The sequence below is a fragment of the Streptomyces sp. NPDC001832 genome (genome assembly GCF_040297265.1).
In the GTDB taxonomy this organism is placed as follows: Bacteria; Actinomycetota; Actinomycetes; order Streptomycetales; family Streptomycetaceae; genus Streptomyces.
Map to the genome: position 1 here is coordinate 135,107 of NZ_JBEOYU010000012.1, position 21,945 is coordinate 157,051.

Genomic DNA, 21,945 nt, shown 5'->3' on the forward strand with positions numbered 1-21,945 from the left:
TTAACGAGATGACAACGGTGCCATTCATTATCTAAGTGAAGGCAGAGTGGTCGTCGACAGAGTGCACTCCAAAAGGGTTGAATCCCCCATCTCGCTCAGTACCAGGGCCAGCGCACCCAGCACCTCGGCCCGGCCGCCGAGCCCCCCGGGCAGCACCGACAGCTGTCTGGCGGCGCTGGGAATGGCATAGCGGGAGACCGAGTCGCGGATCGGTGCGAGCACCAGCTCGCCCGCCTCGGCGAGCGAACCGCCGAGCACCACCCGACTGGGGTTGAGCAGATTGCAGAGACTGGCCACCCCGCTGCCGATGTGCCGCCCGACGTCCCCGATCACCCGACGACAGCCCGGATCGCCCTCGCGGGCCAGCTGGACCACCCGTTCCATGGTGAGATCGGGCCCGTGACCGGGCTGGAGCAGCGGCAGGACGTATCGCGCGGCCGTGAACGTCTCCAGGCACCCCCGGTTGCCGCAGCGGCACACCGGACCCGATTCGTCGAGCGTGATGTGCCCGATCTCACCGGCCGTGCCGCCCGGCCCCCGGTAGATGCGCCCGTCGATCACCAGACCGGCGCCGACACCGCTGGCGACCTTGATGTAGGCAAGGTCCTTGACCCCGCGGCCGCTCCCCCAGACCAGCTCGCCGAGCGCCCCCAGGTTGGCGTCGTTGTCGACGTACACCGGCACACCGAGCCGGCCTGCGAGCTCCTCGCTGGGGTTGATGCCCGTCCAGCCCGGCAGGATCGATGTGGAGCCCAGCGTGCCGGACTCGACGTCGATCGGGCCGGGAACACCGAGGCCGACCCCGATCACCTTGTCCGGGCTGATCCCGGTCGTCTCAATCAGCCGCTTGACCAGCCGCTCGGCCCGCCCGAACCCCTCCGCCGCCGAGGCGTCGACATCCATCGGCTCGGACTCCTCGGCGAGCACCTGGTGGGCGAGATTACCGATCACCACCCTCAGATGCGTATGTCCGAAGTCGACACCGATCACAATGCCCGCGTCACCGCTGAGCGAGACACTGCGGGCCCGGCGGCCGCCCGCCGAGGTGGGCGTCACCTCGACCGTGCCGCCGTCCTTCAGCTCGCGAACGATATTGGAGACGGTGGCCGCTGACAGGCCGGTGCTCCGAGCGATCTCCGCCTGGGTGAGCGAGCCGGCCATGCGGACCGCGCGCACGACTCGCTCAAGGTTGGCGCGATGCAGAGATGTCTGCGACCCCGGAGTCTCCATCGACTCTCTCACTCCTACCGTTTTCTCCAACATGTGAACTCTAAGCTGAGCGTTTTGGGGTACTCCCCGTCAAGACCTTGAGCATGCGAAGCCTCGGATGAGCACAGTGCCCGCATCCGAGGCAGCCTCCTGCACAGACGAACCGCCCGCCGGCGCATGTGCCGGCGGGCGGTTCGTCTGTGCGCAGGGGGTACGGGTGCTACTTCACCGCACCCGCGGTAAGCCCTGCGACGACCTGGCGCTGGAAGACGATGTAGGCGGCGAGGACCGGCAGCATCGCCATCACCAGACCGGCGAAGAGACCGGACCAGTCACCCTTGTATCCCTGGCTGTTGGCCAGTTCGACCAGCCCCTGGGAGAGCACCCGGTGGTTCGGATCGGTGTTGAGCACCGTCGGCAGCATGTACTGGTTCCACTGCCCGAGGAAGTTGAAGATACCGACGCTGATCAGGCCAGGTTTCGCCATCGGCAGCATCACTTGGAAGAACGTCCGGGTGTGCGAGGCCCCGTCGAGCATCGCCGCTTCCGCCACCGAGGTCGGCAGCGTCCGGAAGAACGAGGTGAGGAAGAAGACGGTGAACGGCAGCGAGTACGCGATGTAGACCGTGATCAGTCCGTGCCGCGTGTTCAGCAGGCCCATGTTGTTCATGACGAAGAACAGCGGGACCAGTGCCAGGATGATCGGGAAGCTCATCCCACCGATGAACATGTAGTAGATGAAGCGATTGCCGGGAAAGTCGAACCGCGCCAGTACGTATGCCGCCATCGAACCGAGCAGCAGAGTGCCGACGAGCGAGCAGCCGACCACGATGATGGTGTTGAAGAAGTAGTCGCTCATGTGCGCCTGGCTCCAGGCGCGCGACCAGTTCTCGAAGTGCAGCTTGTCCGGTAGCGCCCAGGGCGTCGAAAGGATCGAATTGTCGGTCTTGAACGACGCCATCACCGCCCAGAGCAGCGGCATGACGACCAGGATCGCCCAGATGATCAGCACACCGTGCGAGAACACATTGAGGACTTGGCCCTCGCTGCTCTTCGCCTTGCCGACGGGCGCGGGCGCCTTGGCCACGGGGACCGGGTCCGCCGCCGGGACCGCGGGAGGGGTGTCGGTCGTCTTCACGTGTACTCACCTCGTACTGTCGAGCCGGACACGGAGGCCGACCTGTGGTGCCTGCTGGGGGTCCGGGGGCCGTCTCCCGTCATTCGCAACATCAGAACTCCAGCCGCTCGCGACGGCCCAGTCGCATCACGATGGCGGCGAAGGCCATGGTGACGATGAGCAGTCCGACACCGATCGTCGTCGCGTATCCGGCCTGCCCGTCGCGGAAGGCCGTCTGGTACACGTACAGCGGCAGGACCGTGGTCGAGTAGTCGGGACCACCGGGGCCCACGGTCATGACCTGTACGGCGGTGAACGCCTCCACGCCGAGGGCCAGGATCCCCATGTAGACCCAGCCCGACTGCACCGTGTCCCAGAGCAGCGGAAGCGTGATCCGGAAGAACGTCGTGAAGCGGTTGGCGCCGTCGAGGAGCGCCGCCTCGTAGAAGTCCTTCGGGATGGACGCCATTCCGGCCGAGAAGAGGACGACGAAGAAGCCGACCGTCGACCAGACCAGCACCGACATGACACAGACGAGCGCCAGGCTCGGGTCACCAAGCCAGTCCGGCTGAATGGAACCCAGGCCGATTCCCTTCAGCGTCGCATTCAGCATCCCGTCACGCGGGTTGAATGCGAACTGGAAGAGCAGGGCGACAATGACGATCGAGAGCACCTGCGGGAAGAAATAGGCGATCTTGTAGAAACTCGACCCGCGCACGCCGGAGACCGTGGCGTTCTTGCGCCGGCGGCCTCCGACATTGAGCATGAAAGCGAAGAACAGCGCCAGGCCCAGCGTCACCAGCGGCAGCAGCAGCACAAGCAACACGCTGTGCTGCAACGACTTCCAGAAGATGTCGTCCTTCAGCATCTTCGTGTAGTTGTCGAACCCGACCATCTTGAAGTCCGCGCTCAGACCGGTCCAGTCCGTGAACGAATAGTAGATGGACTGGACGAACGGCCAAATGACGAAGACCGCGTACAACGCCAGTGGGACAACCAAGAACCCCACGATGAAACGGTACTTGCCGTGCTGCATCGTTTACCGACCCCGATCTTTCCGCGGGTGCCGCCGCTGGTGACGGTTGCTCACTGGTGCTTGTAGTGCTTGATGGACTGGTCCTTGGCCGTCGCGTCGGCGAAGGCCTGGATCTTCTTGATGGTCTCCGCCGGGGTCGCGCGGCCCGCCAGCATCTCGCCGAGACCGGCGATGCCGACCTGTTCCTTCTGGAACTTCGAGTACCAGCCCTCAAGACGCGGGTTCAGCACGTTGTCGCCGGCCAGCTTGAGCGCGTCGACACCCGACTGCAGGGCGGTCGACAGGCTCAGACCGTCGGTGCCTCCGTTGAAGGAGGTGAGCGACTTGACCTGCTTGGTGAAGTTCTTCGAGGACTCCTCGGAGAGCATGATGCGCAGCTGCTCCATGGCGCCCTCGGGGTTCTTCCCGTTGGCCGGGACGATGAAGGGCTCGCCGCCGGAGGCCCAGATGGTGCCGAACGGCAGCTTGTCGGACGCGTCCAGGCCGGACGGCGCCGAGACCATCATCTTGAAGTCCTTGGGCGTCGTCGGCGCAGCCTCGTTCTCCACCCACGAACCGTTCGGAATGAACAGCGCCTTGCCCTTGGTCCATTCGGTCTGCGACTGGATGTGGGTCAGGCCGGGGGTGCCCTTGAGGATGTACCCCTTCTTGTACAGCTCGTAGTACGCCTCGAACGCCGCCTTGACCGCGGGGTCCTTCCAGGCGTTCGGCTCCAGGTTGTCCATCTTGTCGAGGACCTCCCGGCCACCGATCTTGGCGATGAACGGGTAGAGCGAGTACGCCAGGTAGTAGGGGTACTTGCCGGGGTACGTCCAGCCGGCGATGCCCTGCTGCTTCGCCTTCTTGCAGAGGGCGAGCATGTCGTCCCAGGTCTCCGGGTACTGCGCGTCGAGCTTGTCGAGCGCGGTCTGCGAGTACCAGACGCCATAGACGGTGTAGGCGTAGTACATAATCCAGACCGGGTCGCCCTCCAGCTGACCCATCTCCAGGACGCCCGGGCGCAGCGTGTCACGCACCTTCTTGTTCGGGTCGTCGTAGGACGGGGCGTCCATCAGCGGCGTCAGGTCCTTGAGCTGCTTCTTGCCGGCCAGGATGCCCATGTCCATCTGTTCGGCACCCGAGTTGTCGATCAGGTCCGGCGGGGTGCCGCCGTTGAAGCGCGGCTGCAGCTGCGTCGCGATCTTCTGGGTCGCGACATGCTTGACCTTCGGAGCCTTCGGGAACGCCGCGTTGTACTTCTTCTCCGCGTCGATCGCGTACTGCTGGCCGAAGCCGCCGTCGAAGATGACCACCTCGAGGGGAGCTGTCTCATTGACGCCGAGCGGGTTCGTCTTGCTGACCTTGCCCTTCTCGACCTTCTTGTCGCTGCCGCTGTCGCCGCTCGCACACGACGACAGGAAGCCCACCGTCGGAACGGTGATCAGACCGAGTGCGGCAGATCGCTTGATCACATCGCGACGGCCGAGGCCCTCATTCTTGTGGGCGGAGGTGGATCCCATGCTCAAGTCCTCGCTTTCTCCAGGACTCAGGCGGTGTGTACCGGTCGCCCGTCGAAACTCGCCTCAGGCGAAGGGCCCCGCCACCGCGGTCAGTTGCGCTTGGATAGTGCTGATCTCAGGCTAGCCATGTGCAGTGGAGGGTTTCGGAAGACCGGGCATCGGATGCACTTGTTGTGCACTCCTTGACCGTTCCCCCGTGTCCCCCTTGTCCGCGTCGCCGGAAAGAGCTGCGCAGACGCCGACAGGTATAGTCCACTCCCAGCCGCCTGAGCAAGATCGAATGCAAGGTTGGGTGGCAGTCTTTCCCGAGTTGAGACCTCGCGGATGCCTGGACCCCGTGCACCCCGGCCCAGGTGTAACGATTTCCACATTACGGTCGATTCGACTGGCGATTCACTTCCAACACCCTTGACACATCACGGAACTTGGCTTCCTACTGGACCTTGCGCATCTCCCTGACAACGTTGTCCAAGCGTACTTCCCCGAGAGGAATGGCTCGGCATGCAGCCCCGACATGGTTCTCGCAAGAGACAAAGCCGTACGGCCGCACTGATCGCGGCTTCACTGGTCCTGGTCGTGACAGCCCCCACCGTGGCCGCCGCACAGTCGGCCGGGACAGGCGAAAAGAGCCAAAGCGCCTTGGGGGAACGGACATTCAGTTCATCCTTCGAAGCGGACGAAAAGCAGCCGGACTGGCGCAGCACCGTCGAAGAAGGTCCTGACGGAAAGAAGCGGTCATCGGGTGTCGACGGCGGCTTCTCCACAGGAATACCGGGCAATGTCACAGACAAGGTGACAGATGTCCGCGCCAGTGGCGAGAACACCGGTGGCGGGGAGGTGAAGGAGAATCTCACCGACGGGGAGCCCGGCACCAAGTGGCTGTCCTTCGAGCCCACCGCCTGGGTCGAGTTCGATCTCACCGAACCGGTGAAGCTCGTGACGTACGCGCTGACGTCGGCCAATGATCACGACGAGCGGGATCCGAAGGACTGGACCCTGCAGGGCTCCGCCGACGGCAAGGACTGGACGGACCTCGATTCCCGGACCGGCCAGACGTTCACCGAGCGGTTCCAGACGAAGTCGTACGATTTCACATCCGACACGGCATACCAGCACTACCGTCTGCAGATCACGAAGAACAACGGCGCCTCTGGCGCGACCCAGCTCGCCGACGTCCAGTTCTCCGACGGCAACACCTCGGTCCCGGCGCCCGACTCGATGCGCAGCCAGACCGACCGCGGCCCGTCCGGCTCCCCGACCGCCAAGGCGGGCGCCGGCTTCACCGGAAAGAAGGCCCTGCGGTACGCCGGTACGCACAAGGCGGACGGCCGGGCCTACTCGTACAACAAGATCTTCGATGTGAACACGGCTGTCACCCGTGACACCTCACTCTCCTATCTGATCTACCCCCAGATGGGCGAGACGGACCTCTCCTACCCGGCGACGCATGTCTCGGTCGACCTGGCGTTCACGGACGGCACGTATCTGAGCGATCTGCGGGCCACCGACAGCAACGGCGGCCTGCTGACTCCGCAGGGCCAGGCCGATGCCAAGCGGCTGTACGTCAACCAGTGGAACAAGGTCGACGCGGCGATCGGCACGGTCGCGGCGGGCAGGACCGTCGACCGGATTCTGGTCGCGTACGACTCCCCCAAGGGCCCGGCGAAGTTCCAGGGCTGGATCGACGACATCAAGATCGCCCCGAAGGCACCCGAGAAGCGCCGCTCACACCTCTCCGACTACGCGTCGACGGTCCGTGGCACCAACTCCAGCGGTGGTTTCTCGCGCGGCAACAACTTCCCCGCCACCGCGATCCCGAACGGCTTCAACTTCTGGACGCCGGTCACCAACGCCGGATCGACCAGCTGGCTGTACGACTACGCGCGCGGCAACAACGACGACAACCTGCCCACTCTCCAGGCCTTCAGCGCCAGCCATGAGCCGAGTCCCTGGATGGGCGACCGGCAGACCTTCCAGCTGATGCCGTCGGCGGTCTCCGGCACCCCGGACGCCTCCCGCAAGGCGCGTGCGCTGCCGTTCCACCACGAGAACGAGACGGCGAAGCCGCACTACTACGGTGTGACATTCGACAACGGCCTCAAGGCCGAGATGACACCGTCCGACCACGCCGCCCGGATGCGGTTCACCTACCCCGGTGACGACGCGAGCATCGTCTTCGACAACGTCTCCAACGACGGCGGGCTCACCCTCGACCCGAAGAGCGGCTCTTTCACCGGCTTCTCCGATGTGAAGAGCGGCGGCTCGACCGGAGCCACCCGACTCTTCGTCCACGGCGTCTTCGACGCGCCGGTCATCGCGAGCGGGAAGCTGTCCGGCGGCGGTGGCGACGACGTCACGGGCTACCTCAGCTTCGACGCGGGCGAGGACCGCACGGTCAACCTGCGACTGGCTACCTCGCTGATCAGCATCGACCAGGCGAAGCAGAACCTCGCCGCCGAGATTCCCGCCTCCCGCTCCTTCGGCCGGGTCGAGGACCGGGCGCAGGAGGCCTGGGACGACATCCTGGGCAAGGTGGAGGTCGAGGGTGCCACGGCCGACCAGCTGACCACCCTTTACTCCAGCCTGTACCGGCTGTACCTGTACCCGAACTCGGGCTTCGAGAAGGTCGATGGCAAGGACAAGTACGCCAGCCCCTTCTCTCCGCAGGTCGGCTCCGACACCCCGACCCATACGGGCGCGGAGATCGTCGACGGCAAGGTGTACGTCAACAACGGCTTCTGGGACACCTACCGGACGACCTGGCCCGCGTACTCCCTCCTCACGCCGGACAAGGCCGGCGAGATGGTGGACGGCTTCGTCCAGCAGTACAAGGACGGCGGCTGGATCTCCCGCTGGTCGTCCCCCGGCTACTCCGACCTGATGACCGGCACCTCCTCGGACGTCGCGTTCGCGGACGCCTACGTCAAGGGCGTGAAGTTCGACGCCGAGGCGGCCTACGACGCGGCCCTGAAGAACGCCACCGTGGTCCCGCCGTCCTCGGGCGTCGGCCGCAAGGGCATGGAGACGTCCCCGTTCGTCGGCTACGCCAACACCTCCACGCACGAGGGCCTGTCCTGGTCGCTGGAGGGCTACCTCAACGACTACGGCATCGCGCAGATGGGCCGGGCGCTCTACAAGAAGACGAAGAAGGAGCGGTACAAGGAGGAGTCCGAGTACTTCCTGAACCGCGCCCGCAACTACGTCGACCTCTTCGACGGCAAGGCCGGCTTCTTCCAGGGCAAGGACGCCAAGGGCGACTGGCGACTGCCGTCGGACCAGTACGACCCGCGGGTCTGGGGCTACGACTACACGGAGACGAACGGCTGGGGCTATGCCTTCACGGCCCCGCAGGACAGCAGGGGCCTGGCAAATCTGTACGGCGGGCGTGCCGGCCTGGCGAAGAAGCTCGACACGTACTTCGCCACTCCGGAGACGGCCGGTCCCGAGTTCGTCGGCTCGTACGGCGGTGTCATCCACGAGATGACGGAGGCCCGTGACGTACGGATGGGCATGTACGGCCACAGCAACCAGGTCGCGCACCATGTCACATACATGTACGACGCGGCCTCGCAGCCCTGGAAGACGCAGGAGAAGGTCCGCGAGGTCCTGAGCCGCCTCTACACGGGCAGTGAGATCGGCCAGGGCTACCACGGCGACGAGGACAACGGTGAGCAGTCGGCCTGGTACCTCTTCTCCTCGCTCGGCTTCTACCCGCTCGTGATGGGCAGTGGCGAGTACACGATCGGCTCCCCGCTCTTCACAAAGACCACGGTTCATCTGGAGAACGGCCACGACCTGGTCGTCAGGGCGCCGAAGAACAGCGCGAAGAACATCTATGTGCAGGGCCTGAAGGTCAACGGCAAGAAGTGGAACTCGACTTCACTGCCGCACGACCTGCTGGCCAAGGGCGGTGTGCTGGACTTCGACATGGGCGCCAAGCCGTCGTCGTGGGGCACCGGCAAGGACGCGGCGCCGACCTCGATCACCACGGACGACAAGGTGGCATCGCCGAAGGCGGACGTACTGAAGGGCGAGGGCGCCCTGTTCGACAACACCTCGGCCACCTCGGCGTCCGTCACCTCCGTGGACCTGCCGGTGCCTTCGGCCACGAACGCGGTCCAGTACACGCTGACTTCGAGCGCGGCGGACAAGGCCCCGACCGGGTGGGTCCTCCAGGGCTCGCCGGACGGCACCACGTGGAAGGAACTCGACAAGCGGTCGGCCCAGTCGTTCACCTGGGACAGGCAGACGAGGGTGTTCTCGGTGAGTACGCCGGGCTCGTACGCGCACTACCGCCTGGTGTTCGCCGGTGAAGGGACGCTCGCGGAACTGGAGTTGCTCTCCTGATCCAGGGCTCCAAACGCTTGTAGCGCCGCGCGTCTCTCGCGGACGGCCGGTACCTCGCCTCTGGGGTGCCGGCCGTCGCGTGCACGCGGGGGCGGTTCACCGGCAGGCCCGGCCTGCCGCGGTGGCCGTGACGCAGCCGGTGCCCTCTCAGCCGGCCACAACGCCCTCGGTCCCGCACGGCAAATCCGGAACGGCCCGGGGAAACAGGCTCTCGGGCAATGTCACATTCCACGCCGTCATGACCGGCTGACCGTGCTCGGTGCCGAGCCGGGAGACGGCCCCCGTGGCGAGCTGGAACAGCGTGCCCTCGGCCGGGGTCAGGCCGAGATAGCGGGCGGTGAGCACGCGCAGGAAGTGCGAGTGGGCGACGAGCGCGATGTCCTCGTCCGCGTCGCGGCTCGCCGCCTTCGCGACTTCGGCCAGCACCCGGTCGGCGCGCGCACCGACGTCGGCAGGGGTCTCACCGGGGTGCGCCTCGGGGCCGGGGGCGACTCCGTCGGTCCAGAGGTTCCACTCGGGGCGGGTGCGGTGGATCTCGTCGGTGGTCAAGCCTTCGTAGCCGCCGTAGTCCCACTCACGCAGCTCGGGTGTGATGCGAGGTGCGGCAAGTCCGGCGAGTTCCGCGGTGCGCCGGGCACGCACCGAGGGGCTGACCAGGGTGAGTGCGATCTGCCGGTCGGCGAGCAGGGGTGCCAGTGCGCGGGCCTGACGTTCACCGAAGGGGGTCAGGGGCAGATCGGTGTGGCTCGTGTGCTGCCCGGACCGCGACCACTCGGTCTCGCCGTGCCGGATCAGGATCAACTCGCCCATGGGTGTCATCCATCCGCTCTCTGCGCTGTGTACTGTTCGTGCTGTTCGTGCTGCGTATGCAAACTCCCTGGTCCACGATCGCATTCCGCGCGCCAGGCGACCGCAGTACCGCACACAACGCGCCTGGTGCATGGCGGCACGCTACCTGCCACTCGGGTGTGGAAGCATGCCGTCCATGTCCACCGATCCCATAGACGCGGCCGCTGTGGCACACACGGCCCGCCTCGTTGCCACGGTCCCCACCCCCCTGGGCGCCGCGGACGCCGACGCTCCGCGCATCCATTATGGGCCCGGCCACAGGCTGCTCGTCCAGCGCGGGGACGACGAGCTCGCCGTGGTCGGGCTCGGCCCGACAGGGCAGGAGCACGGCGCCGAGTTCCGCTTCCCGGCCCCCTGGCCTCGGCCCTTCGGCGATGTCACCGTCTCTCCCACGGGCGACCTCGCCGTGTTCAGCGGCGTGCACGCCGTACGGGCCGTGGACCGGACAGGCAAGGTCCACTGGGAGCTCCCGCACGGGTGCTGGTCCGCCGCCAAGTGCACGGCGGCCCATGCCTCGTTCGAGGAGTACGCGGACGACCCGCGGCATCGGCGCGCAGACCACGGTTCCGCCGCGTTCAGCCCGGACGGCAAGCTGGTGTGGGCCCATGTGCGGCACGCACAGGACTGGCCGCACGAGGAGTGGCTGGTCCTCGACGCGGCCGACGGGTCGGTGCTCGGCCGGACCAGGACCTCGACCGTGGGTTCGGCGTCCGCCCACTTCCCGCATCCCGACGGCTCGTACATGGGACTGACCGTCGGTGAGGGGCATGAGGACTCCCCCTCCCTGTGGGGGCATTGGGACGGTACCGACCTGGGCTTCGAACGCATCGAAGGGGTACTGCTGCAGGACGTCAGTCCGTCCGGTGGGCACTTCCTGTGCACGGATCCCGGCCAGTGGGCGCTGTATCTGCACGAGTCCCCCGGCGCGCAGGAGGCCGGACGCCTCAACGCCAGGGATGTCGTGCCACCCGCGCCGGGTGAGGACATGGCGCGCTGGGATTACGAGGGCGCCTACCCCTACGAGGACGGCGCCGTCGTCAGCACCGATGGGCACACCTCCGAGCCCCGTCACTGGCTCGTGGACCCGGGCACACTCGCTCTGCGCGGGCGGATCGTCTACTCCCTGCCGGTCTCGGGCAGCCCATTGCGGGCCGGCCCCGGCCTGTGGGCCACCCTCGCCGAGGACCGCACGGCCGTGCACCTGTGGAGTCTGGCCGACGCGAGCTGAGCGCGTCCCGCGACGCGAACGCCCGGCCGGGGAAGCCCCCCGGCCGGGCGTCCTGCTTGCGTGTCTGGCGGCGCCACTGGAGGTGGCGCCAATGTCTCCTAGCGCCTCAAGCGCCAGAACGTCCGGAAGTCGGTCTTGTCGGACGCTCCGCCGAACACCTCACCGTCGAGCTTCATCTTGCTCTGCTCGACGAGTGGTGCGCAGATGTCGGAGCACACGTTCTTCGACGTGCCGCCGTACAGCACCTCGTAGTCCGGGTTCTCCTCGAGCCACCTGAACACCGATTCCTCGGCGTGCTCGTAGGCGGGATTGCCCTTCTTGGTCACACGTCCGGGCACCAGGTTGCCGGGCACGAACGACTGGCCGTCGGAGAGCTCCAGAAGGTCGCCCTTCTGACCGGAGCTCATGCCCACCTTCTCGATGATGTCCTTGGTGCCCTTCTTCCGGACCCCGATGACCGCGACGGTCACCATGGACTCCTTGAAGAAGTGGAGCTGACCGGCGAGTTCCTGGGCGCGCTGCTGCGCCCTGACCGCCTCATCCTTATAACCACAGTTGTGGACCAGGACCGCGGCGGTACCCGACCCCACGTAGTACGTGTGGACGCCCTCGACCGACAGGTTGTAGACCCTGGCCGAGCGGTGGGCGGTGTCGACCGCACTGATCTGGACCCAGGTACCGGCCGAGGTCTGCAGCCACATACCGGACTTGAGGTCCTTGGCCGGGACCCACTTGCCGAAGTCCGGCAGCCAGTACAGGTGCGCGGCCGTCGAGGTCAGCTTGAGCGCCTTGCCCTTGCCGCCGGAGTCGACGGTCAGGGTCACGAGGTCCTTGGTGCCCTCGTGATCACGCGTCTCGGTGACCTCCCGGGCCCGGGTGTCCCCGGTCTCCGGGTCGGTGGCCACGACCAGGTCGCCGACCTCCAGCTTCTCGATGGCCCGGGTGGTGCCGTCCGCGAGGACGACCTGGGTGCCCGGCAGGAAGCTGTTCACCTTGCAGGCGGGTGCCTGCGGACTGTCCGGCGACTTCGTCGTCGGGGCGTCCACGCCGTCCGCCTTGCGAACGTCGCTCGCGGCGTTCGCCGCGTCACCGGCGTTGTCCACCGCCTTGCGCACGTCGTTGGCGGAGTCCACCGCCTCGACACCCTTCTCGACGTAGCGGCCGGCCTTGACGGCGGTGGCCGCGTACCCCGCGAGCGGGATCGCCGAGGTCAACGACAGTGCGGCGTCGACATAGTTGCCCTCGGCCGCGTACCAGATGCCGTTGGCGACGTCGGCGACCTCACCGACGACGGGGACCAGGCCGACCACGTCGAGCGTGGCATGGCCGATGTCCGAGAGCGACAGACCGAACAGGTGCCCGTCGAGCTCGACGAAGCTGATCGGATTGCCGCCGGCAAACGCGTACCGGTTGCCGGTGAACGGGTCGGTGGCCAGGGACATGTCGGCCAGGGCGCCGCTGTACGAGTCCCGGGTGAGGAAGCGGTTCAGCCCCGGGTCGTAGTTGCGGAAGCCCATGTCGTACGTGCCCGAGGCACCGTCCCAGCGCGAGGAGTTGAAGCGGAACGAGTTGTAGTCGCTCTTGCCCTCGGTGCCGCTGCCCGGCTTGTCCGCACCGGTCATCTGGGACGAGTCGTCCGAACCGTAGGCCGTGTAGCCGTACGTGGAACGGGTCTTGCCGTCCTCCTTCGTGATCGCCTCGACGTCGCCGCGCGGACTCGTGACGTACTGCGAGGCCTCCTTGCTGCCGTCGTCCTTGTGCTTGATCTGCGTGGCGCGCTGACCACCGGCTATGTACTGGTAGTCCTTGTCCGCCTTGCCGTCGACCGTCTCGCGCAGGAGCGTCTTGTCCATGGCGAGGTAGGTGAACGCCGTGGTCTTGCCCTGGTCGCCCGAGGTGGTCTGGGAGACCGTCCGGTCGAACGGGTCGTAGACGTACGAGGTGGTCACCGCGGTGGCGCCCACGCCCTGCCGGACCTTCGCCTCACGGTCGAAGCCGTCGTAGTAGTGCTTCTCGACGGTCTGACCGCCGGTGCTGACGGTGTCGAGCCGGCCCAGCGGGTCGTAGTTGTAGGTGGACGTGACCCCGCCCGAACTCGCCGACAACAGGCGGTTTCGGTCGTAGCGCTGGGTCGTGGTGACATCGTCCACCGTCTGCTCGACGATGTTGCTGTTGCGGTCGTAGCGGTAGGACTCGGTGGACGCGTCGTCGCCGCTCTTGGTGACCTTGGTGATGCGGTCCTGCGGGTCGTAGTCGAAGGTGTACGTGTTGTTGATGTAGGCCGAGTTGTCATCGGCGTTCATCAGCTTCAGGACGTCCTTGGAGCGGTGCCCGTTGGGCGAGTACTCCAGGTCGTGCTGCGCCACCACGGTGTCGCCCGAGGTCTTCTCGAGCGACTGCTCCACCGACCCGTCGGGGTAGTAGCGCATATCGAGCGTGTTGCCGTTGGGCTTGGTCTGCTTCAGGAGCTGGCCGCGCCCGGTGTAGGTCATCGTGGTGATCTGCTGATCGCCCGCGGTGGGCGAATCGGCGTTGGTCACCTTCTTGACCATGTCGCGCTCGTCGTACTCGATCTTCGTCCAGGTCAGATCGTGCGTGGACGTGACGGGGTTGCCGTTTTCGTCGTAGGTCAGCGAGGTGGTGTTCTTCACCGTGCCGCCCGCGGACTCCTCCACCTTGGTGATGTGGTTGAGGCCGTCGTACGAGATCTTGTACGTGTCGATCTTCGCGCCCGGCGAGAGGTCACGGACCTCGGTCATGTTGCCGTTCGCGTTGTAGCTGTAGGTGAAGTCCTTCTTCTCGTTGTCCGTTTCACCGGAGTTCGAGCGGACCAGCTTCACCGCGTCCGCGAGCACCGTGCCATTGGCGGCGTCGGTCAGCGTGACCTTCTGCGGACCGTCCTCCACGAACGCGTAGGACCCGAGTGAGACCCATGCGCCGGTGTTCGCGGTCTGGTCGACGGTCTTGGTGGTGCTGCCGCCGTCGTGGTCGACCTTGAACTTGGCGTCCGAGGCGGCACCCGTCAGCTTCGGGTAACGGACGAACACCTCGTAGGTGCCGTTCTGCGGGATGTTCAACTGCCAGGACAGCGACGAGGTGCCGGTACCCGCGGGGTGCGAGTACGTGTCGTAGCCGTACTGCTGCTCGGCCTGCGTCCGCGACCAGTTGCCCTGGGTCGCGGTGTTGTTGAAGTCCGAGCTGTCCACCAGGACGACCTGGTTGCCGACCGGCACACCGTCGTCCGAGCGGGCCTTCTTGTTGCCCGACGGGTAGTAGTCCCAAGTCATGGTGCGCTGCTGGGAGCCGCCCGCCGAGGTCAGCGTGTTCTTCGTCTGCTGGCCGAGCTTGTTGTACTCGTAGGCCGTGGTGATGTCCCACGGGTCCTCGGCCGTACGTGTCCAGCCGTTGTCGAAGTACGTGTACTCGGTGACGTTGCGGACCGTCTGGCCATCCGACGGGGGAGCCGAGACCGACTTCAGGTTGCCGACGGAGTCGTAATCGTAGAACACCGAGTCCGGTGAGGAGTAGACCGCTTCGTCCTTGTCGTAGGGCGAGCGCTCCTCCTTGACCCGGTTCAGCTCGTCGTAGACCGTCTCCGACATGAAGTCCGCGTCGTCGTCACCGGTGGCGACACCGCGCGGGGTGGTGGTCTTCGTACGGTTGCCGACCTGGTCGTACGCGTACTTGGTCGTGCGGTAGGTGATGTTGCCGGAGGTGTCCTCCTTGACCGGCACATTGGACTCCACGAGCGCGCCGCGTTCGTCGTACGTCGCGAGCGACTCGTTGCCCTCCGCGTCGGTCTGCGCGATCTGGAGGCCGTCCTTGTCGTAGCGGACCGAGGTGGCCCACTCCAGGGCGTCGACCGTGCGCTTGACCCGGTGGTTCAGGTCGTATTCGTAGCGCGTGGTGTAGTCGTCGGCGTTCGCGGTGGCGTTCTTGCGCGCGTCCACGACCTTGACGACGTTGCCGACGTTGTCGTACTCCACCGTCGCCTTGTTGCCCTCGGCGTCCACCATCTCGATCGGCTGGTAGATCGCGTCGAACTTGGTGGTGGCGGTGTAGTCGCCCTCGGTCGCCGTCAGGTTGCCCTGTGCGCCGGTACCGGAGACGAGGTTGCCGACCTTGTCGTAGACGGAGGTGGACTTGCGCACCGGACCGCCGGGCTCGTCGGACGGCTTGACCGACTCGATCCGCTGGTCCGCCTTGTCGAACACCGCCGTGGTCTCGGTCCCGTTGGGGGCGAAGGCCTTGGTGATGTTGTCGTTGGCGTCATAGACCGGCTCCGGCGTGACGATGAACTCGCCTGCCTTCTGGTCCTTGGGCTCGCGCTTCTCCAGCGGTCTGCCGAACGCGTCATAGGCCTGGGTGACCTCGGCGCCCTGGGCGTTGGTCACCTTGGTGACGTTGCCTCGCACGTCGTAGACGAAGTGCGAGGGGTTGCTGGCCGCGTCCGTGATGGTCTTCGGGTAGCCGACCGGCTCGAACTCGCCGTACTGTGTGGCGTGCCCGTTGGCGTCGGTCTCCTTGATGACCTGGCCCAGCGCGTCGTACTCCGTGCGAGAGGTGTAGTCGCCCTCGGTGGCGGATGCGACGCCCTTGGGGTCGGTGACCGAGGTCAGGTTGCCCTTGGTGTCATAGCCGAACCGGTAGGTGCGGCCCTCCGGGGACTTCTTCTCGAAGAGGTCCGCGATATGGCCGTTGAGCCCGTAGGAGTATGTGAGGGTCTGCGCCGCGGTGCCGTTCTTGTTGGCCTCGGCGTCCTTCATTTCCAGCGGATAGCCGGTGCTGGTGTCGTACTTCCACGTGGTGACCGCGCCGTTGGCCTCCTCCAGGCGCGTCACATTGTTGTCGGTGTCCCAGGCCGTCTTGGTGGTCTCGGACTTGGCGTTGGTCATCTGGGTGGCGCGGCCGTACCCGTCGAGCACGTACTGCGTGTCGTGGTTCTCGGCGTCCGTCACCTTGGTGTTGACGACCGAGCCCGCCGTGCCGTCCGGATCGGTGTACACATAGCCGGTGGTCCCGCCCAGGCGGTCCGTCAGCGTCTGCGTGTTCCAGTGGAACTTCGGGTCGTCGCCCTCGCTCGGGTAGTAGTAGTCCAGCGAGGTGGAGTTGCCGCGCGGATCGGTGACCTCGACCAGCTTGGCGTTCTTGTTGCCCTGCTCCATGTCGTACGTGAAGCGGAACACCTTGGGCTGCGAGCTTCCCGCACCGTCGGTGAGGGTGGTGAGCAGGCCCTTGTCCGAGTACTCGAAGGTGATCTTCCGGCCCGAGATGTCGGTCATCGACTTGACGTGGTCGATGATCTTCGGGCTGGTGGTGTCGTCCTTCGTGTAGTACTCGACCGTCAGCGACTGACGCGCGGCAGGGTCCTCGATGTAGGTGAGGAACTTGACCGGCTTGTTGTTCGACTTGCGCTCGGCGTACGTGTACGTCTGCGTGTTGCCGTTCTTGTCGACGATCGACGTCAGGTAGCCGTCGCAGTCGAAGAAGAACTGGGTGCGGTCCGGCCGGGTCAGCGACCAGGCCTTCGGGTCGCCGTCCTTGTCCGGTGTGCAGTCCACGCCGGTGCCCTGCCGCAGCAGGTAGTGCACACCCGCCGGCGCCAGCCACGTCCCGTCTTCCTGCTTGCGGAAGACGTGGGCGGTGCCGTCACCGTCGGGGAGGGTGACCTCGGTCGGGTTCGGGTTGGGGTGGAAGTCCAGCGCGGCGCCGAGACGCAGCGGCATCGCGGCCTGGGCCGACCAGCCGTGGCCGAGGACCGTGTCGGAGGTGTCCTGGGAGTTGTACGCGAACCGGGCGAAGGTGGTGATGCCGCGGCCCGGGTTGGAGAACGCGTTGTACTGCCAGACGCTGTTGCCCGCGTACAGGTTCGTCATCAGCGACGAACCCGCACCGGTGTTCTTGCCCGCGTAGGAGTAGAACTTCTCCAGACCGAGCTGGTTGGAGGTCGGGTCCTCGGTGCGGACGTTCTGCGCCAGCGGGGCGATGCCCTCGCTGTCGGACAGCCAGGTGCCGGTCGTGGTGTTCTTCAGGTCCCACTTCAGCACGTAGTCCAGGCGCTTGTTGCCGGAGTCCGAGTTGATCGGGGCCTTCAGCTTCGCCGGCACGGTGACCGAGTCGCCGGGCAGAACCTCGTCCGGCAGCGCCGTCTGCAGCTGGTTGCCGCCGGTGGTGGCGTCGGTGCCGTCCGGGAGCGACCAGGTGTAGGACAGGGCGTGGCTGCCCGCTGCCCAGGTGCTGGTGGTGGTGTTGGTGAGGGTGACGTCGACGGTGTACTCATCGCCCGGGATCATCCGGGACGGCGTGTACGGGGCGTGGTAGGTCGCCTCCGTCGACTTCGTCAGGTACGTCACGACCAACTGCGGGCGCAGCTGCGGCTCCTCGGCCTCGGAGGAGAGGAACAGCGCCCGCTCGCGCGGGCCGCTCGTCGACTCGTCGCGCAGTCTGACGGCGACGCCGTGGTTGCCGGCCGGGTCGGATATCCAGCTCTGGGCCAGCGAGGTGATGGACCAGGACTGCCGTGCCGGGTCGTTGGTGACCGTGCCGACCGTGTCGGAGACGGCGGCGTCCATGTCGCCGCCGGCGGTCGTCCACGAGGTGGTGGAGTTCGCCCTCGTCCAGGACGCGGTAGCCTCGTCGAAGTCGCGCGTCAGACCGTGCGCCTCGTAGATCGCGCCGCTGGAGTCGGTCGCCGTCTGGAAGCCCCACATGTTCAGCTGCGCCTCGAGGACCCGGGCGTTGCCCGGGATCTCGCCGACGCCGGGGAACTTCAGCACGGCACGGGTGTTGCCGTACGTGGCCGAGTTGTTGCCCACCGACAGCCACGGGTGGGCGACACCCGCGTCGGTGAGCGTGTCGTGGCCGGTGGACGGCTGCGCCGAGGAGAGCGTGGTGTCGCTCTGCCCGGACTGCAGCACCACCGTGGTGCGGCCTGCCTTGGGCAGACGCACCAGCTCCGTGACAGCCGGGAGGATCCGTCCGTCACGGGTCTTCACCGCGACCATGTAGTAGTACGCGTCGCCGAACTCCTCGGCGGAGTCGACCGGGGTCGGCCGGGCCGAGGTGTCCGTGTACGTGTGCGTGTCCTCGGCGACCGGGGAAACCAGCGTCTGCGAGGACGGCGTGAAGTGCTGGAAGACGCTGCGGTGGACCTGGTACTCGGCGATGTCGTCGCCCGGCGAGGTCGACGGGTCGGTGTACGCGGGCCAGCTCAGCTCGGCGCCGGTGGAGTGGATGACCTTCGGCGGATTGACGTCGACGCCCTGGTCGCCCCAGGTGAGGACCAGCTTCGGGTAGTTGGCGACCTCGCCCTTGTAGGCGTACTCGGCGGCCTCGTACCGCGGGCCGCCCTTGGGGGCGCTCGCGGACTCGTCGGCGGCCTTCACCACAAAGCCGTGGTTCTGGTAGGTGCCGTCGAGCCACTGCTGGACGGTCTTGGTCACCGGGAAGGAGTGCCAGGTGTTGACCTCCTGCGGCTGCTTGGTGACCACACCGCCCTTGGTGAAGCGCACCGCGTCCGCGAGGACGGCCGTGGAGGTCGAGGCGGGGCCGTCACCGAGCACGACCTGGCCGGTGGTGCCGGCCTTGAACGGGTGCTTGCCCAGCGGCTTCCAGACGCCTTCGGTGCCCGCCTGCTGGTTGACCGGGTACGTCTTGGTGCCGCCGTCGTACGTCACCGTGTAGGGCGCGTTGGTGGCGCGGTCGGAGGCCGGGACGTAGTGCACGTCGACCTGGTACTCGCCGTCCTCGGGAAGGCTCGGCCGCCAGGTGTACTTGTCACCCGCCGTGGCGTCCTTGTTGTACCGGTAGTCCTGCCCGATCGCGTACTGGGTGTACGCGGTGTTCCCGGAGGTGGGCCAGGCGCCCTGGGCAGCCGTGGTGCCGGAGTCGCCGTCGTCGACGAGGACCGACGTGCCGGACAGCTCTCCGGTGAGGTCCTTGGCGTTGTTCCAGGTGGCGCCGGTCTCGGTCCAGGCCGTGGTGGCCCGGTGCGCCTCCAGCTGGACCTCGGTGGCGCCGGTGGTGTGCGTCTGGTCGAAGTACAGCTTCAGTTCGGCCGAATCCAGCTGCGTGTCGGCGGGTATGCCCGACAGCCCGAACCTCAGCAGCGCACGCGACGTGCCGGTGCTGGTGTTGCCGACCGAGAGGCGCCAGAGGTCCGCGTAGTTGGCGCCAGGGTCGTCCGAGGAGATCATCGCGTCCGCGGACTGCGACGGAGTCGGCGCGATCGTGACGGTCGGGTCGACCGTCACCGGGTACTGGCGCTCCGGCGCCGCCAGCCACTTGGCGTCCGGCTTCAGGCTGATGCCGTACGACCCCTCCTTGCCGGACAGGGCCTGACGGACGGCGTCGGTGCCGGTGGTGCCGTACGCCGAGACGGCATCCTTCTTCGCGTCCGTCATGAACGGCGCGGGGATCACCAACGCGGGAGCGCCGACGGGTGAGTTCTCGCCGTACAGCGAGATGGTGCCGTTCTTCTCCGACTTCGCGGTCAGGCCACCAGTGGTGAGCGTGAACTCGAAGGATGGCGTGCCCTTCGGACGCTCGTTGAGGACGATGTCCTCCTTCACACTGCCGTTGCCGACCGTGTAGGAGAGATCGATCCCCTGGCCCAGGGCGTCCTTGTAGGTGACCTTGTTGCCGTCGACCGCCGGGGTCAGCTTCGCGGCACCGGCGTCCTTGAGGCCGATGGCGACCCAGTGGCCCTCGTCGAGCTCGAAGCGGACCAGCTCACCCGGGTGTGCACCGAAGTAGGTGCGGGCGAGGTTGGTGGTGTTCGCCTTCTCGAAGCCCTTGCGGTCGGTGTCGGTGACCGCGGTGTCGATCGGCTTCCACTCGCCGTCCTTGCCCTTGCCCGTCTCGTAGGCGGTGGGCATGGCCGAGACCTCGGACTGGACCCGCCCGTCGGACATGCGCCAGTGACGGGAGTAGGGCGTCCGCCGGTCCGTCAACTCCTTGACGCGCTTGGCCTTCGGCGCGTCTTTCGCCTTGGCGAGCTTGTCACTGGCCGGGACGTCGGTGTCGGGGAGATGGGGCGGATCGGCCGGTTCGGCGTCCCCGTCGGTGAAGAAGTCGCGAAGGCTGTCGGCGAGTCGTCCCGTGTCGGGTGGTGCCGCAAATGCCGGTGTCGTCGGTGCGACGGTCGCGAGGACCGCCAGCGCCGCACTCGAGGCCAAGAGCCTTACGGCCCGTGGTCTGTGCATCGGTTTCCCTTCGAAGGAACCAAGGACCATCTGCCGGACGGCAGTTGTCAGCCGAGATCCCTAACAGGCGGCCCCCTGCCCATGTCAACCGCACAGACTATTTACACAACTCACCCATAGGAGCAGTCAGTTGCTGCCTGAGCTGTGACTTTTCCTCTTCTTCGCAGGATCGTCCCGCAAAGCAATGCGATGGGATCAGGCCAACCCTGACCGTTGCGCCAAGATCGCTTGACAGAGGATTCCCCACGGCTCTTGGATCGGGCGGGGCCCGTCCGGGCCTACGGTTGAGGGGAGTTCGGATGAGCGGCGAGACGCGCGAGGCGGGGCTTTCCACGCCTGCCCTCGAGCAGGCGGAGGCGGGCGCGGACGCTCCGGAGACGACCGGGACGGCCGACGCCGGGAGCGACGGAGACGGCGGGGCTCCCCCGGCCGGCACCGAGGACGGCAACCGCAGGATCTCCTCCGACCGCCCCGTTCTGATCGCGGCCGTCGGCTTCCTCGTGCTCTGCCTCGGCGTCGTGCTGTTCGGTATGGTGCGCGGCGGCGACGAGGGCAAGGCCGAGCCTGAGATCCCCACCGCCCCGGTGACGTACGAGGTGACCGGCGAGGGGACCGCCGACCTCAGCTACCAGGGGGCGAGCGAGCAGGGCACGGCGGAGACCGTCTCCGGCGCCCGCCTACCCTGGAAGAAGACGGTCGAGGTGCCTCTCGGTCGGAACCCTGTCATCAGCATCACTCTGGGCGAGCAGGGCGGTCAGGCCCGCTGCGCGGTCGCCGTGCGCGGGCGGCACGTGCAGAGCGCCACGGCCAGCGGTGAGTTCGGCCGGGCGACCTGCTCCGCGCCCCTGCCCGCGCCGGCACCCGAGGCGTCCAACTGACCTTTTCTGGTGTTGATGATTTTGGGAGGCACCAAGTCGCTTGCCAGGGCAGTATCAGGATGCTCTTGGCGGGTGGCGATGGACGGAGCGGGCCTGCGCTGGGTGCGTCCATCGGATAGCTAGCGAGGGGACCCGTGCCTTTAGGCATGGGGGGAATCGTTTCTCAGGACTGCTCTGACCTCAACTGTCCCTACGGATCTGCGTTGTTGACTCCAGCTAGATGTGTGGCGTGTGTATAGTGATCGTGTGACTGTGACGCGGAAGGTCCGCCGGTACTCCGGCGGCGTGTACGACTTGGGCCTGCACGTGGTGTGGTGCCCGAAGTACCGCCGCCAGGTTCTCGGTGGCCGGGTCGCGGTCCGGTTGCGTGAGCTGATCGAGCAGAAGGCGGCCGAGAAGGGCTGGGAGATCATCGCCCTTGAGGTGATGCCCGATCACGTGCACCTGTTCGTCAAGCATGAGCCGAAGGCTTCCGCGTCCTACGTCGCGAACCAGTTCAAGGGTTTCACCTCCCGCGTACTGCGCGAGGAGTTCCCGCACCTCAAGAGCCGTATGCCCACCCTGTGGTCGTCGTCGTTC

At 66.7% G+C, this 21,945-nt stretch carries 10 protein-coding genes; 4 read left to right on the forward strand and 6 right to left on the reverse strand.

Annotated features, from left to right (window positions below):
• Positions 1–27: 27 nt before the first annotated feature.
• From ABT115_RS13105 to ngcE, 4 genes are all read right to left on the reverse strand, one after another.
• Positions 28–1,230 (reverse strand): ROK family transcriptional regulator, encoded by a 1,203-nt coding sequence (locus ABT115_RS13105; protein ID WP_351787819.1) that lies wholly within the window; start codon positions 1,228–1,230, stop codon positions 28–30.
• A 199-nt stretch (positions 1,231–1,429) separates the two neighbouring features.
• Positions 1,430–2,347, reverse strand: a complete 918-nt coding sequence (locus tag ABT115_RS13110; RefSeq protein ID WP_351787822.1) for a carbohydrate ABC transporter permease — start codon at positions 2,345–2,347, stop codon at positions 1,430–1,432.
• Positions 2,348–2,438: 91 nt separating this feature from the next.
• Positions 2,439–3,362, reverse strand: coding sequence for a carbohydrate ABC transporter permease (locus ABT115_RS13115; RefSeq protein ID WP_351787825.1), 924 nt, complete (start codon positions 3,360–3,362; stop codon positions 2,439–2,441).
• Positions 3,363–3,412: 50 nt separating this feature from the next.
• The gene (gene ngcE / locus ABT115_RS13120; protein WP_351787828.1) at positions 3,413–4,861 is read right to left on the reverse strand and encodes an N-acetylglucosamine/diacetylchitobiose ABC transporter substrate-binding protein; all 1,449 of its coding nucleotides are present in this window, start codon (positions 4,859–4,861) and stop codon (positions 3,413–3,415) included.
• A 501-nt stretch (positions 4,862–5,362) separates the two neighbouring features.
• On the opposite strand from ngcE, the gene ABT115_RS13125 reads away from it, so the two are divergent.
• On the forward strand, positions 5,363–9,208 hold the full coding sequence (locus ABT115_RS13125) for a GH92 family glycosyl hydrolase (RefSeq protein ID WP_351787831.1): 3,846 nt from the start codon (positions 5,363–5,365) through the stop codon (positions 9,206–9,208).
• A 147-nt stretch (positions 9,209–9,355) separates the two neighbouring features.
• Here the strand turns inward: ABT115_RS13125 and ABT115_RS13130 are convergent, their stop codons facing one another.
• Positions 9,356–10,018, reverse strand: coding sequence for a histidine phosphatase family protein (locus ABT115_RS13130; RefSeq protein WP_351787834.1), 663 nt, complete (start codon positions 10,016–10,018; stop codon positions 9,356–9,358).
• A 175-nt stretch (positions 10,019–10,193) separates the two neighbouring features.
• Between ABT115_RS13130 and ABT115_RS13135 the strand changes: the two genes are divergently transcribed.
• Positions 10,194–11,285 (forward strand): hypothetical protein, encoded by a 1,092-nt coding sequence (locus tag ABT115_RS13135; protein ID WP_351787837.1) that lies wholly within the window; start codon positions 10,194–10,196, stop codon positions 11,283–11,285.
• A 98-nt stretch (positions 11,286–11,383) separates the two neighbouring features.
• Here the strand turns inward: ABT115_RS13135 and ABT115_RS13140 are convergent, their stop codons facing one another.
• Complete coding sequence (locus tag ABT115_RS13140) at positions 11,384–20,197, reverse strand: golvesin C-terminal-like domain-containing protein (protein WP_502969088.1); 8,814 nt, start codon at positions 20,195–20,197, stop codon at positions 11,384–11,386.
• Between the two features lie 590 nt (positions 20,198–20,787).
• Here ABT115_RS13140 and ABT115_RS13145 point away from each other — a divergent pair.
• Positions 20,788–21,366, forward strand: coding sequence for a hypothetical protein (locus ABT115_RS13145; RefSeq protein ID WP_351787842.1), 579 nt, complete (start codon positions 20,788–20,790; stop codon positions 21,364–21,366).
• A gap of 246 nt (positions 21,367–21,612) precedes the next feature.
• Positions 21,613–21,945, forward strand: a 333-nt coding sequence (gene tnpA / locus ABT115_RS13150; RefSeq protein WP_351787845.1) for an IS200/IS605 family transposase, incomplete at its 3' end; no start/stop codon positions are given.